Raw genomic sequence first — 13035 nt, forward strand, 5'->3', positions numbered from 1 at the left:
TGACGATCCTCATCGGGCGACCGGCCCGGCGAACCATGATATTCCGAGGAAGAACACTGCGCCGATCAAGATCAATGGGGTGGCCAGATTTCTGTAGAATCTCGCTTTGGGATCCGCGCCAGGTTTCGTGCCGATGACCCCGTAAGCCAGAATGGCGAAGCCAACAGCACCGAGCAGGAGGCAGGCCGAGCCTCCAATTGCCCATATGCCGCGTAGATGAAGGTTCTCAAAATTCTTGAGGCGCCAAGGCCCCACGCGGTAAGGCATGACCAGGTCATCGGCGATGACACCGTGTATCGCATAGGCGGCAATCGCGATTGCGACAACAAACCCGATCAGCTTGCGTATTTCAGTTGGCAGAGGCCGCAAACAGCTTCTCCCATTGCTCGGCATGACCGCTGGCGCGTGCCGCGTCGTCCCATTCCAGCTTCGTGCATTTGCGAAGGGTCTGGCAGTTGCCGGGGTCGCTGGCGGTGCACATGGTGACCTTGCCGTTGGTTAGTTTGAACGTCGCCCTGTCCGAAGGATCGACCGCCAGCGAATGCGCCGCCCCCTCGAACACGTCGCATGTCAGGTCGGCCTTGCAGCGCATGAACTGGCGGGGTTGAAGCAGTTCGTCTTCGCCGCCAGCAAGATATTCGATGAGCCCGTCGAGGTGGATGATATAGGGACTGGTCGAGCAGATTAGGTGCATGACATCGGGAGTGGCGTCGCCGTCATCGGGCGGTCCGAAGGCCCACATGCCGGCCATTCCGTCCGCCAGTTGAACGGTATCCTGCTTCTGCTGCAACGTATAGATAACACCCATCGCCCCGTGCGGCCGCGCCACGATCCTCTGATCGTCGGTGAACCCGGCGCCATAGCCTTCGGACAGGCTGTTGAGCTTGACGATCAACTCTCCGGAAGCCGCATCCCAGATACGGACATAGTCGTCGGACGAGCCTGTGACGATGCGGGCACCGTCCGGGCTGAAGGCGGCAGATAGTACTTTTTCAACGCCCTCTTCCTGCAAGGTGGCGATCTCCGCGCCACTGGCTGCGTCGAACACGCGCGCAATGCCGTCGTCGGCTCCGGTCACGATGCTCTTGCCTTTGCGGTCGAACGCTGCCGTCTCCACATCGGCCTGGTGCTGCAGCGTCGCGATGCCGTTCCCGTTTACTGCATTCCAGACCCGCACGGTCTGGTCCCGCCCGATGGTCAGGATGCGCGTTCCGTCCGGGCTGAAGCCGACCTGGTCAACGGCTTTCTCATGGCCTTCCAACCTTGCGATCTTCTGGCCGGTGGCGGCGTCCCAGACAACCACGGTCTTGTCCTTCGCGGCGGTGGCGACACGCCCGCCGTCAGGACTGAAGCTGGCGTCTGTTGGCGGGGCCGAATGGCCGTCCAATATGGCAACCTCTCGCGGACCTTCGATCTGCCAGACCGCCGCCGTGTCATCTTGCCTGAGCATGACGATTGACTTGCCGTCCGCGCTGAAAGGCTCGCGAGGAAGACCGATGATGAGCGTCTGCGCATCAAGCGGTATCGCCGCGACTTCCTTTGAATAATCGGCGGTACTCCAGAAGCGCAACGCTTCCTCGGCCATCACCATGAGCATTGAGCCGTCCGGGCTCCAGGCGACGGAGGACGCCCTGCCCTTCAATTCGGCCACCTGCTTGCCGTCCGCCGTGTCGAAGATCATCGTCCCGGCATCGGTGGCGAGCGCAACACGGTCCCCGGCCGGGCTGAAGCGAACGGCGTAGACAGCTTCATCCACGCTGAATACGCGCGATGCGTAGAGTTCGCCGGCGAATGCTACGCCGGTCATCGAGATCGTGACCAGCCAGAACTCCAGCAGGATCGCTATTCGTTTCAGGAACGTCGCCAAGCCAACCTCCCGCCGCACGCGGTCCATATGGGGTCGATCGCGATATCAGCCCTGAACCGCAGGATAGCGGGCAGGATCGGCGTCCGACACTATCATTCGATAGTGGTGCCGGGCACGATCTGGCATCCATCGTCGATGGTATCGAAGTCGCGAGATGGGCGTTATGCACGAGCCAATCCAGGATGCGTCGGCATAGGTCGAGCTGCCGATCACCTTGTGCCAAGTCGAAACCGGAACTGGCTGGTGACGATGGTGGAACGACGGCCGTAGCGGTCCTCGCTGCGTGGGATTACCGGATCAAGAACGCGCGCGTCCCTGCTTGAAATCTGTGTGTTGAAGTTTGGTCACGAAATTGCCTCTGCCGAGCGAACACAGCATCTGGGCTCGATCCGACGATGCGCTCGTAGATCGTCGGATCGGTTGCTCCTTCACAACCAAACAAGACGATCTGGCTGTCGCCATTGAGAGAGAGCGTCGTTCTCAGCAAGTCGTCTGACGCCGCTTTCAGCAGCACGCCCATGCCGCCGGCCGCGGATTCCCCACTGACAACGGGAATATCGCCGTCGCCGCGCGCAAGCGCATTCATGGCGTCCTCGACCCAGAAGTCCGGAATTCGAAGATAGTCGCTCCCAAGCCATTCGAGGATCGCCCAGGCCGCGGGAGACACCTCGCGGCAGGCCAGCCCCGCCATGAGAGTCTTGAGCGAGCCTTTGGAGGGCGTGGGACGGTTGTTTTTGGCGCTCTGGAGCAGGCAGTCCGCCTCGTTGGGCTCAATCACGACAAAGCGCGGCAAGGCAAACTTCAGCCTTTGCTGGAAGCCTAGAAACACTGCAGCCGCGATGCTCCCAACGCCGCCCTGCATGAACACATGAGTGATACTCCGGAGGTCCGGAATCTGGTCCAGCGCTTCCTCGACCATGACCATATAAGCGTTCATAACGTGGCGAGCGATCGGAGATTTGAAATTGTCCCACGACGTGCTGCTGACGAAATGCCAGCCGTTGATCCGGGCATCTTCCTTCGCGCGGGCGACGGAAGCCTCATACTCGCCGTCGATCCGAATAACGATCGCGCCTAGCCGCTCCATTGCCTCCTTTCGGCCGGCGCTGACGTGCCCATGAATGTAATCCACGCATCGGCAGCCGAAGACCTTGGCGCCATAGGCGAGCCCACGCCCCTGGTTCCCGTCCGTCGCGACGCAGACCGTGACGCGCTCGGTGATCGAGCGAAACTCGCCGGACCGCAGCTCCTCCGTCGTTGGACGCTTGCCCGTGGCACCTTCAACTTCGTCGATCAGAAGCCGCGCCACCGCGTAGGGTGCGCCGAGGGCCTTGAAGCTCGCGATGCCGCGCCCGAACCGCTCGCTCTCGTCCTTGTAGTAGACCTTGCCTACGCCAATGCGGACGGCAGCTGCATCGAGCGTACGTAGCGGCTGGGGTTCATACTCCGGCCAGGTGTGGATTTCGCTGACAGCCTCGTCCCAGCCCTGGAGATTTTCGATCGCTGGTCTGGCCGCCTCTTCGGCATGCGAGGTCAGGTGGTAGGCGTTTGCGTGATGTGCGTAGGCCAGTTTCATCGGATTCTTTCGATAAGGAGGTGAACGCATGCGGCACTATGGCTTGATGATCCCAGATCGCCCGCTCGGGATCCTGCTCGCCGTCTCTATGGTGCCGGCGGACCTGATAGATGAATTCCGTGCGTCGGCCGCTGTAGCTTTGCATAACTGAGGCCACTAACGGCGCACCATGCCGGCCGTGGCAGATGCGAGCCGCTTTCCCCCTATATCCGATCCATTCTCACTAAGCCCCTCTTGGAGGCTTCGATCGTGCCCCCTATTCGATCAGCGACTGCTTGCCCGGACACGAGTCCACGAAGATAGAGCGCAAGCAATCTTTCCGCTTCGCGCTGAACTCCACCTTGGACACGGGCAATCGCAAACTGGAATCCCAAACCCTGCACAAGGCTCAGGAACATTGTTGCTGCATCTTTCGGATCGACGGTTTCCGACACAGAGCCATCGGACTTGGCGCGCTCGAGGACGGCAGAGAGACGTGCCATGTAGCCTTTGTGGATGGTTCCGAAGCGCACCTGGAGACTCGGAAACTGGAGCCTGAGGTGATCGGAGAACACAAGCTTGGCAAGCGCGGGATAGCGTTCGATCAGCCGGATATGCTGGAGAAACATGCCGCCGAGCACGACCAGCGCTGCCTCGTCTGCTTCGTCGGCCAACATATAGATGCCGACGAGATGCTGTTCCAGCCAATCCATCACCGCCAGCCACAGGGCTTCCTTGGTCGGAAAGTGACGGAACACGGCAGGCTGCGTGACACCGATCCGGTCGGCGATGAGCTGGAAGCTGACCGCCTCCGTGCCGTGAGTGGCAACGAGTTCCAGCACCGTCTCGACGATCTGCTGCTTTCGCGATTCTGCCGGGAACCTCTCGGCGGCCTTGAGTGCGCTTGCCATGACAACCTCTTGATAAGTGAGTTTGTACATACTAACTGATTGCCCGTCAACCCATCGAAAGGAGGCCGGCCATGGCCTACGAACTCCACGACCAGGCACTCGCAGCATTGAGAAACACCGGGCCCGAACTGAGAAACGGCGCTCCCAATCACGCGCCGATGGTGATCGAGGCACTGACCGTGCTGGGCCATGACGACGCAATCCTGCCATGGATCGAAAACTTTCGGCCACAGCTTGCCGACGACCCGCGGACAAGTGTCGTGCTTGACGGCGAGTGGGAGGCGGCTCTTGGCGACTACACCCGCCTGGGCGCGTGGCAGAACCTGTTTCGGCGGGAGCTCCAGAGTGCATCCTGGACCGACGTGCTCGAAACCTGGTTGCCTCGCCTCATTCCTGGCAGCATGGCATCTGGCACGCACGGCATCATCCGGTGCGGCCATGCCAGCCGCGCGCTGGCCAACGCGGTCACGCCGGCGAGGCTCGATGAACTGGCGAAAGCGCTGGCCTACTGCGCGGCCCGCTACAGGCTAGTCGGCGGTGAGCCGCGGCTGGATGGTGTCCTTGCCCTGGAGGAGGCGACGCGGCAGCTTCCTATATTGGAGACCAGTTCCGACCGCAGCGGCCCGCCGCCCCGTGTCGTCAAGCGCTTGAACGAGCGGCCCGATTTCACCGCTGCGGTGGCTCGCCTCGCGCCACCATCCAACGTTTCGGTCGCCCTGAGCGAATTGGCCGAGATCGGTGCGCGCCTTTATCTGCACGACGCCGGCCGTCATCCCCTTGTCCTCCTTCACACGGTGACCGGTCCTGCCGCCATTCAGCTGATCGTCGCCAACGGGTCGTCAAAGCTCGCCGGCATCGCATTCGCTTATAGCTGGCAGGCCCTGGCGGCCTGGGCATCCGCCTACAGTCGAGGCTTATCCGCCGATCCGCTGCCGACGACTGCTGAAACATGGAAGACGATCATCGACTTGTCGGTCGAGAGCGGGGACGATCATGCGATCAAGTTTGCCGAAGCGTGCCGGCGTCTTGAGCGGCAGTATCCGTCCCCGGTCTTTCGCGCTGCGGCTGCCGACTGGGTCCATCGCGTTGTCGAGGCAAGAGACTGGGAGCCCCAGCAACTTGTCGACGCCGGCATCAGAACCCGGCTGGCGGCAGGCTGATTCTCAAATCGAAAACGCGTTGCACTTTCAGCCTGTCGACCGGGAATTCCCGCCATCGCAAACTGGAGAAGACAAATGGAGAAGAAAGTTCAGATCACGGGCTTCGGCGGCGTCGATCGATTGACGGTATCTGCGGACGCGCCGGCCGAGCCCGGTCCCGGCCAGATACGCATCCGCCATGACGCCATCGGCGTCAGCTTCATCGACATCTACCACCGGACCGGCCTCTACCCGTTGCCGCTGCCGGCCACGCTCGGCGTTGAAGGCGCCGGCGTGGTCGAAGCGGTCGGTCCGGGCGTGACAAGGCTCTCGCCCGGCGACCGGGTCGCCTATGCCGGCGCGCCCGTCGGCGCGTATGCCTCAACGCGCTTCCTGCCCGAAGCGCGCGCCATCCGCATCGGCGACGACATCTCCTCGCAACTGGCCGCGGCCTCCATGTTGCGCGGCGTCACCGCCCATATGCTGCTGACCCGGACCTATCCGGTCGGGCCTGGAACGACGATCCTCGTTCATGCCGCCGCCGGCGGGACCGGCGGGTTGCTGGTGCGCTGGGCCAAGCACCTTGGTGCCACGGTGATCGGAACGGTCGGTTCGCCGCACAAGGCGGCTCTCGCCCGCACGGCCGGCGTAGACCATGTCGTCGTCGGTCGCGATGCCGATATTGTCGGCGAGGTCGGGAAACTGACGGACGGCCTTGGCGTCGACGTCGCCTATGACGGCATAGGCGGCGACATGCTGTTGAAGACACTGGCCTGCGTGCGGCCGTTCGGCACCGTCGCCAGCATCGGCCAGGCGGGCGGCCCCATTCCACCGCTCAACGTCGAGGAGATCGGCCCGCGCCGTTCGCTTTCGCTGGCCCGTCCGAGCTTCATGGCCTACTCGGCCGATATGAAACGCTATCGCGCCGCTGCGGAAGCCGTCGTGGCGGCAATGCGGCAGGGCATCGCAAGCACTGTTGGGGTAACCTATGCGTTGGACGAGGCGGCACGGGCGCATGCCGACCTCGAAGCCGGGCTGACTACAGGAAGCCCGATCCTCATCCCATGAAGGCAAGGCCCGCATGCCTGACCGCTGCCTTGGCGGCGAGCCAAACTTACGATTCCGTCCCCCGTCAACTCAGAGAAGGATTCCACAAATGCCCGCTGTTCTAGATGGCCACAGCATGTTCGTCGTCGATCTGCATTACGTCGTTTCGCTCGACCGCGTTGACTCCGTCATCCCCGATCATGTCGAATTCCTCAAGCGGAACTATGCCTCGGGGGCATTCATCGCCTCCGGCAGGAAAGCCCCCAGGACCGGAGGGATCATCATCGCCATTGCGGAGAATCGCGGAAAGCTCGATGCGATACTGCGTCAGGACCCGTTTCAGCAGATGGGCCTCGCCCGATATACCGTTACGGAGTTCATTCCCTCAATGCTCGCTCATCGGCTCAACGGCTAAAGGTACGAGTTCGCTCCTTCGGAGAAAACTTTTCCAACCTACACTGAGGCATCGAGTCAGAGCATCAGTGCTGGAGCTCCATGCTGATAAATCTGACGTCGAGCTTCGGCGACAAAGGGGCCGCTTCCGGTCAGGCAGGTTCCAGCAATCGGCCATGACATAGCTGCCATCGGCCAGTGCTCAGCATGCAAGTGCCGGGTTCCAATTCGCCGTCGGCTGTTGCCGCGCCTACTTCATCGAGGCCTTCAACTAACATGACCGAGTGCGACGAAAGCTGCTCCCAGATGCCCTTTCAGGGGAGCGGCTTTGTGTGGCCCGCAGTCAGTTCGCCGGGCGAATGCTGTCCACTTTCAGCTTGCCGGATTTAACCGAATAGGTCACCGTGACCTTTTCGCCGACCTTGACGGTTTCGGCTTCGATGCCCTCGGGAAGCGTGAACTTTCTGCCGTCTGACAGCGTAATCGAATCGCCGCTCTTGTCGACGGTCTTAACCGTGCTGGTGACCGTCTTGGCGAAAGCGGCGCCGGACGAGGCGAGTGCGACAGCGGCGGCGAGAACGATGGCTGACTTCTTCATCTTCATGTTCCTGTTTAATTGCGTTGCGAGATGCCGCCATGTGCTTCCTGCCTGTGGCGACGCTGGCAAGCCGGTCGGGCCGGCAGTTGTAACCCTCCCGATTGGAAGGCATGGCCGATCGTATAGGGGCGGATTCTCGACCGCCTTGCCGTAAGCATACAAATTGGTAATGCCGGCCAGGGTGCGACGCGCGGAGAGCCAACCACCACGCCCGTGGGTGGCTTCCGGCATAGCGGAAACAATCGGTCGAAACGTCAGAAGTCTCGCAGGTATTCGGCCTCATGGCCGGCAGCCGGCTTGGAAAACATGATGGCGGCGATCACGGAAACGGCCACGAGACAGAGCACGACGCCAAGATAAGCCCAGGGGATCGACAGCGCCTCGGGCGGCGGATCGAACACGCCCGTCAGGAGCTTGACCAGCATCCACGCCGTGACGACACCTGACAAGAGACCGAAAACGAACCCTCCGACGATCACCAGCGTGCCCTCGCCCCACAGGAAGGCCGCCAGTTGGCGAGGCTTGGCGCCGATTGCGCCGAGGACCGCGAAGGTCCGGCGGCGCTCGATGAAACCCAGGGCCAGCATCAATCCGGCAGCCGCTGCGGCCATGACGACGGAAAATGCGAGTTCGATCGTCGTCAGCCCGCCAAGGTCCACTGCGGTGAGGCTTGAGCCGATGAGATGGGTGGCCTGTCCGATGTCCGTGACTTTCAAGGACGGAACGGCAGTGAGCGCGGCCTTTGCCTGCAGCGCCAGAACAGCCGGGTCTCCCTTGGCCCGCATCAGGACATATTCGGCTGCATCGGTGCCGGTCATGCTGGCGACATAGGCGGCATTGGCGACCAGGAAAGAGTCCTTCGGCGCGGTTGGGAATTCACGCGCCACGCCGATGAACTTGAAGGGAACGGCATGGTACTGATGGTCCCTCGCATCGAGGAGCCGCAGGTTGATCGTATCGCCCTGCTGGAGCTGGAAGTCCTGCACCGTCTCCTCCGACACCAGAACGCCGTTCGGCGTGGCGGCGAGCCTTGCCAGGATCGTGCCGGCATCGCCGCCGCTGAAATAGGCGTCGGACAAGCCGGTCGCGCGACCGAGGCGGGCGGGATCGATGCCATAGAGATCCTGAAGGTCGGTCCCGACATAGGCGAAGCGATGCTGCATGGGCTCGGCGAAAGCGGTTTCCGGCAGCGCCGCCAGCGACGCCAGCCGTGCTCCGGCCGGCCTGTCGGATGTGCCGAACACGGTGACGTCGGCCCCATTCGTCAGTTCGGCATCGACCCGCGCCTGTGCGTTGTAGGTGGCATTGAAGATCGCCGTCGACGAGGCGAAGGAAATCGCCAGCGCGGTCATGGCGATGCCGAAAGTCAGGCGCCGCGACTGCCTTGACAGCGCAGCCGAGACAACCACTGCCAGCGGGCCGGCGGCGGGCGTCACGATCGCGCGCAGAAGCCGGCCGTTGCGCGCGACGACATTGGCCGAGATGCGCATGGTCAGCAGCGCAGCCCCAAGCCAGAACAGCGCCGGCGCGATGAATGCCTTGTAGTCCACCGACGTCGCGGCGACGCCTTCCGGGGCAACCACGACCTGGTATCCGGTGCTGGCCGACAGCCAGAAGAAGAGCCCGGCGGCGGCAAGCAACAGCAGGTCCAGCCACAGGCGCCGCCAGAGCGGCGTCTTGGCGCGCTCGACCGAGCGGCGGGCCACGCCGGGGTCGGAGCGGCGCAGGTCCCACCACATGGGCGGCAGGAAAGCTGCGAAGCCTAGGAGCAGCCCCATCAGTACGACAAGCATCAGCTTTGGATCGCCGATTGTAACGGTCGTGCCAAGACCTGGAACGGCGAAGCCGAACAACAGGGCCGCCACCGTCCCCAACGCGCCGCCGCCGACCGCGGCGACGGCGGCCTCGGCAGCGGACAGGGACAGGATTTGTCGCGTGGTGGCGCCGCGCACGCGCAGCAGCGCCTGTTCGATGCGCCGACGCGCTGCGCCCGAGGTGGTAATCGCGAAGGTCAAAGCTATCGCCAGAGCCACGCCGGGCAAGCCGAGGAACAGGAACAGCACCGAGGCATAGAGCGCATCCTCGCGGACCGCGCCAAGGCGGGATCCGAGATTATCCGCAACCAGGGCCTGTCCCGCAACCTTGGCCTCGAAATTCCTGTCCATGCCGCTGACAAAGGTGAAAGCGGAAACAGGATTGGACGGCAGCAGGTCATGCGCCAGCCGCACATGCAGCTGCAGGCGCGTGGTGTCGGGACGCTGTTGCTGTTGGGCATCGAACAGGCGGTGCCATTCCGCTGCCGGCAGGACCAGCACGTTGTCCGGCGGGGCCTGCGGCGCCGCCTGTGGAGGCAGGCCGACAGCCTGGAACAGCGAGTCGGCATCGGGCAAATCGACTACGCCGTCAACCGTCACGTCGACGGCGGGAACCCCGATCCGCGCAATCGTGACCGTGTCGCCCGGTCCGACATGAAGATTGGCAGCCGTTTGCTGCGCGATGAGGACGCCTTGCCGGCTGCCGGACAGCAATCGGATCTCGGCCGGAAAGTCGGTCGAATAGCTATCGTCGAAGGCGATGACCTGTCCCGGCCCGGTGGTCTGCGTCGTGCCGCCGGTATGGGCCTGGAAGCCGGTGATGTCCGCGTAGCGCACCCGGTGAACGGCCTTGATCTTCGCGACCTCGGCGAGTCGCCCGCGGATCGCATCCGCATCAGCTCCCGGCACCAGCTGGATCTGCCAGTCGATCGGCACCGCGGAAGCAGCGCGCCTCGTCATCGATGCGCTGGCATTGACGAGGAAAAGCGTCATCGTCACGAGCAGCGCTACCGCCACGGCAATGCCCGCAGCCGCCCCCGCGACGCGCAAGGAGCGGCGACTCAGGACACCGCGAATCCACAAAAGCAGCATCACCTCGCCCCATTCTGGCGCGACCCTGAATTCAGGCGGCCGTGGTCCATCGTCCAGCGTGTCGCCATCCGGGCGGCGATGGCCTCGTCATGGGTCGCCACGAGCAGGGCGATGCCGGTCCCCTCCAGGTGCTCCAATATGGCATCGAAGAAAAGCTGGGCGGTGTTTCCGTCAAGTTGCCCGGTCGGTTCGTCGGCAAGAACGAGCTTCGGCCCGATGGCGAGCGCCCTTGCCATGGCGATGCGCTGCGCCTGTCCGCCGGACAGTTCCTCGGGCAGTTTGTCGGCCAGTTCGGCAAGGCCGAACGCTTCCAGCAGAAGGCCACCGGCTTGCTCCGCGGAATCGCTCGCGCCGGCCAGCACCATTGGCAGGCCGACATTCTGGATCGCCGTCAACGCCGGGAAAAGGCTAGGCGACTGGAAGACCATGCCGATCCGGCGCGGCCTCAGATCTTCGAACGGCCCGAGGCCGGGCCATTCGATTTTTCCGGTGGTCGGCCGGTCGAGCCCGCCCAAGAGGTGCAGCAGCGTGGTCTTGCCGCTGCCAGACGGACCGACCAAGGCGATGCGGGCGCCGGAGGCCACGGTACAGTCGACGTCACGGAGCACTGCGATGCGCCCGGCGTTTCCGTCCGGGAAATCGCGGCCGATCCGGCTGGCCACAACAAGCGTTTCATTCATTTTCGATCCTGCCGTCCTTCAGCCTGACGATGCGGTCGGCGCGCTGCGCCAGCGCCCTGCTGTGGGTTGCGATAAACGTCGACAACCCCGCCGCGCGCCTTGCCTCGAAGTGCGCGATCAGCCCAGCCTCGGTATCGCGATCGACTTCGGCGGTCGGCTCGTCGGCGACCAGGATTGGCGGATCGCAGGCCAGCGCGGCGGCCAGGCCGGCGCGGGCCGTTTCACCGCCGGAAAGCTCCGTAGGAAACGCTCTGGCGCGATGTGCCAGGCCGACGCTGTCCAGCAAAGGGGCGATCCGATTTTCATCCGGCTTGCCTGCCAGCAGCATCTGGAACCGGACGTTCTGTTCCACGCTGAGGTGCGGAAACAGGTTTCCGGATTGCAGCAGGATGCCGAAATTGGCGGCGCGCAGGCGCGCCCGACATGCCTGCGAGCGACGGGTGAGCCTTGCGCCGGCCACTTCGACATGGCCGCCGTCAGGCTCGTCCAATCCCGTGACGCAGGCCAGCAGCGTGGATTTGCCGCTGCCCGACGGTCCGGTCACGGCGACGATCTCGCCTGGCGACACATGCAGGCTGACGCCGCGAAGCGCGGCCGTCTCGTCGTCCCCGATGTGAAAGAACCGATAGAGCTCGTGCGCATCCAGCGCGTGCATCTCACTTCCACCGGAACGATTTCGACATCAGTTGCCACTGGTCGACATTGTCCGCGCCCTTGGGCGCATAAAGCTCCAGCGTGACCAGCTTGCCGTCCTTGAAGAAGAGGTAGCGTTCGTTCTCAAGGCGAACCTGCCGGCTGGTCACGGCATTGGGTTCGGAATTGGACGTGTAGACGATTCGAACCGCCTTTCCGGCGGGAAGGTTCGCCGATTTGACCGCGGTGACCTTGACGGCGCGTTCGGTCTTTTCGAGTTCCGGAACATATGTCGCCTTGGCGGTGGCGGCGGTCGGCGCGGCGTCCGCCTTCGAGACGGTGACGACGACGCCATCGAGCTTGTCGACGAAGCTCGCGCCATCCGCCCTGTCGGTGCGGGCCCAGCCTTCGGGCACCTTCAAGGCAAACCCCTGCGGCGCCGAATAGTCGATGAACACCTGCGTGTCGGGAATGTCGCCCGGCCGGTTTTTCTCGGCCGCGACCGGCTTCTCCGCCGCCAGCGTCGGCACGGCGGCGCCCGTCAAGGCCAGGCAGAGAGCGAGTGCGAACGGCGCGGCTTCGTTCAGTCCGCGAAATTTCCTTGCCATGGGATGCAGCCCTTCCGATTGAACGCAATGCATTCACCATGGCGCATCGAGATTACGTCCAGTTCGTCCCGATCATACAGTTTGGTAAGATTTGGCAGAGCGTAGCCCTATGCCGACGCCGGCTTGGCCAGCGGAAAGCTGATGATGACAGCAAGACCCGGCCGGCAGTCCTCCAGCGCGATCGACGCCCCGTGCAGATCGGCAATGGCTCGCGCCAGACTCAGTCCCAGGCCGCTGCCGGGCGTCGAGCGACTCTTGTCCAACCGATAGAGGCGCCTGAAGACCTTTTCACGCTCGTCGGCCGGGATGCCGGGGCCGTTGTCGCGGACGGCAGCGATGACCCGGTCATTCCGTTCGGCTATCGAGAGTTCGATCGCCGTCCCCGCAGGGCAATGGCGCAACGCATTTTCCACCAGGTTGGCGAACATCTGCGTCAACAGTTCCCTGTCGCCGTGGATAGTGCCGCGGGAGCCGTCGAGCTTCGCCGAAAGCGACTTGCCGTCTTCCTCAGCCACGCCGCCGTAGATCTCGGCAATGGTCTCCACCACCTGTCAACGGCGGAGCAAAAACCGGCCACGGGGCGGCGTAAAAGTCGGCCACTTGGCGCCGCAAGCGGGGAACGTCGGGAGGGCGTAGCCCGACCAGAGTTTCCCGCTTGCGGCGCCGGCGTTTTTTGTTGGGGTTTCAGCCGACCTTTC

The 13035-nt window shown here is 63.5% G+C and carries 12 protein-coding genes and 1 pseudogene; 3 read left to right on the forward strand and 10 right to left on the reverse strand.

The window, feature by feature from the left end:
- Nucleotides 1-9: 9 nt before the first annotated feature.
- The 4 genes from AB4136_RS29465 to AB4136_RS29480 all read right to left on the reverse strand — a co-directional run bounded on the left by AB4136_RS29465 (nucleotide 10) and on the right by AB4136_RS29480 (nucleotide 4333).
- Complete coding sequence (locus AB4136_RS29465) at nucleotides 10-369, reverse strand: hypothetical protein (RefSeq protein ID WP_137901623.1); 360 nt, start codon at nucleotides 367-369, stop codon at nucleotides 10-12.
- A complete protein-coding gene (locus AB4136_RS29470; protein ID WP_171021018.1) occupies nucleotides 350-1867 on the reverse strand; it encodes a WD40 repeat domain-containing protein in 1518 nt (505 codons plus the stop codon). Before AB4136_RS29470 ends, AB4136_RS29465 begins: the two co-directional genes overlap by 20 nt.
- A 289-nt stretch (nucleotides 1868-2156) precedes the next feature.
- Nucleotides 2157-3443, reverse strand: a complete 1287-nt coding sequence (locus tag AB4136_RS29475; protein ID WP_137901621.1) for a diaminopropionate ammonia-lyase — start codon at nucleotides 3441-3443, stop codon at nucleotides 2157-2159.
- 203 nt (nucleotides 3444-3646) lie between these two features.
- Nucleotides 3647-4333 (reverse strand): TetR/AcrR family transcriptional regulator, encoded by a 687-nt coding sequence (locus AB4136_RS29480; protein ID WP_171021017.1) that lies wholly within the window; start codon nucleotides 4331-4333, stop codon nucleotides 3647-3649.
- 71 nt (nucleotides 4334-4404) lie between these two features.
- Between AB4136_RS29480 and AB4136_RS29485 the strand changes: the two genes are divergently transcribed.
- From AB4136_RS29485 to AB4136_RS29495, 3 genes are all read left to right on the forward strand, one after another.
- Nucleotides 4405-5493, forward strand: coding sequence for a questin oxidase family protein (locus AB4136_RS29485; protein WP_137901619.1), 1089 nt, complete (start codon nucleotides 4405-4407; stop codon nucleotides 5491-5493).
- Nucleotides 5494-5568: 75 nt separating this feature from the next.
- Complete coding sequence (locus AB4136_RS29490) at nucleotides 5569-6540, forward strand: quinone oxidoreductase family protein (RefSeq protein ID WP_137901618.1); 972 nt, start codon at nucleotides 5569-5571, stop codon at nucleotides 6538-6540.
- A gap of 115 nt (nucleotides 6541-6655) precedes the next feature.
- Nucleotides 6656-6934, forward strand: coding sequence for a YciI family protein (locus AB4136_RS29495; RefSeq protein ID WP_137901617.1), 279 nt, complete (start codon nucleotides 6656-6658; stop codon nucleotides 6932-6934).
- 321 nt (nucleotides 6935-7255) lie between these two features.
- Here the strand turns inward: AB4136_RS29495 and AB4136_RS29500 are convergent, their stop codons facing one another.
- The 6 genes and pseudogenes from AB4136_RS29500 to AB4136_RS29525 form a co-directional block, all read right to left on the reverse strand.
- Nucleotides 7256-7510, reverse strand: coding sequence for a DUF1344 domain-containing protein (locus AB4136_RS29500; protein ID WP_171021016.1), 255 nt, complete (start codon nucleotides 7508-7510; stop codon nucleotides 7256-7258).
- Nucleotides 7511-7764: 254 nt separating this feature from the next.
- Nucleotides 7765-10416, reverse strand: a complete 2652-nt coding sequence (locus tag AB4136_RS29505) for an ABC transporter permease (RefSeq protein ID WP_171021015.1) — start codon at nucleotides 10414-10416, stop codon at nucleotides 7765-7767.
- Complete coding sequence (locus AB4136_RS29510) at nucleotides 10416-11096, reverse strand: ABC transporter ATP-binding protein (protein WP_137901614.1); 681 nt, start codon at nucleotides 11094-11096, stop codon at nucleotides 10416-10418. The genes AB4136_RS29505 and AB4136_RS29510 overlap by 1 nt, the downstream gene beginning before the upstream one ends.
- On the reverse strand, nucleotides 11089-11751 hold the full coding sequence (locus AB4136_RS29515; protein ID WP_137901613.1) for an ABC transporter ATP-binding protein: 663 nt from the start codon (nucleotides 11749-11751) through the stop codon (nucleotides 11089-11091). The genes AB4136_RS29510 and AB4136_RS29515 overlap by 8 nt, the downstream gene beginning before the upstream one ends.
- 1 nt (nucleotide 11752) lies before the next feature.
- Nucleotides 11753-12337, reverse strand: coding sequence for a hypothetical protein (locus AB4136_RS29520; protein ID WP_137901612.1), 585 nt, complete (start codon nucleotides 12335-12337; stop codon nucleotides 11753-11755).
- 107 nt (nucleotides 12338-12444) lie between these two features.
- Nucleotides 12445-12888, reverse strand: a pseudogene (locus tag AB4136_RS29525) (sensor histidine kinase); the annotation flags it as partial.
- Between the last annotated feature and the right edge of the window lie 147 nt (nucleotides 12889-13035).

The organism is Mesorhizobium sp. 2RAF21, from assembly GCF_052115345.1.
Lineage (GTDB): Bacteria > Pseudomonadota > Alphaproteobacteria > Rhizobiales > Rhizobiaceae > Mesorhizobium > Mesorhizobium terrae.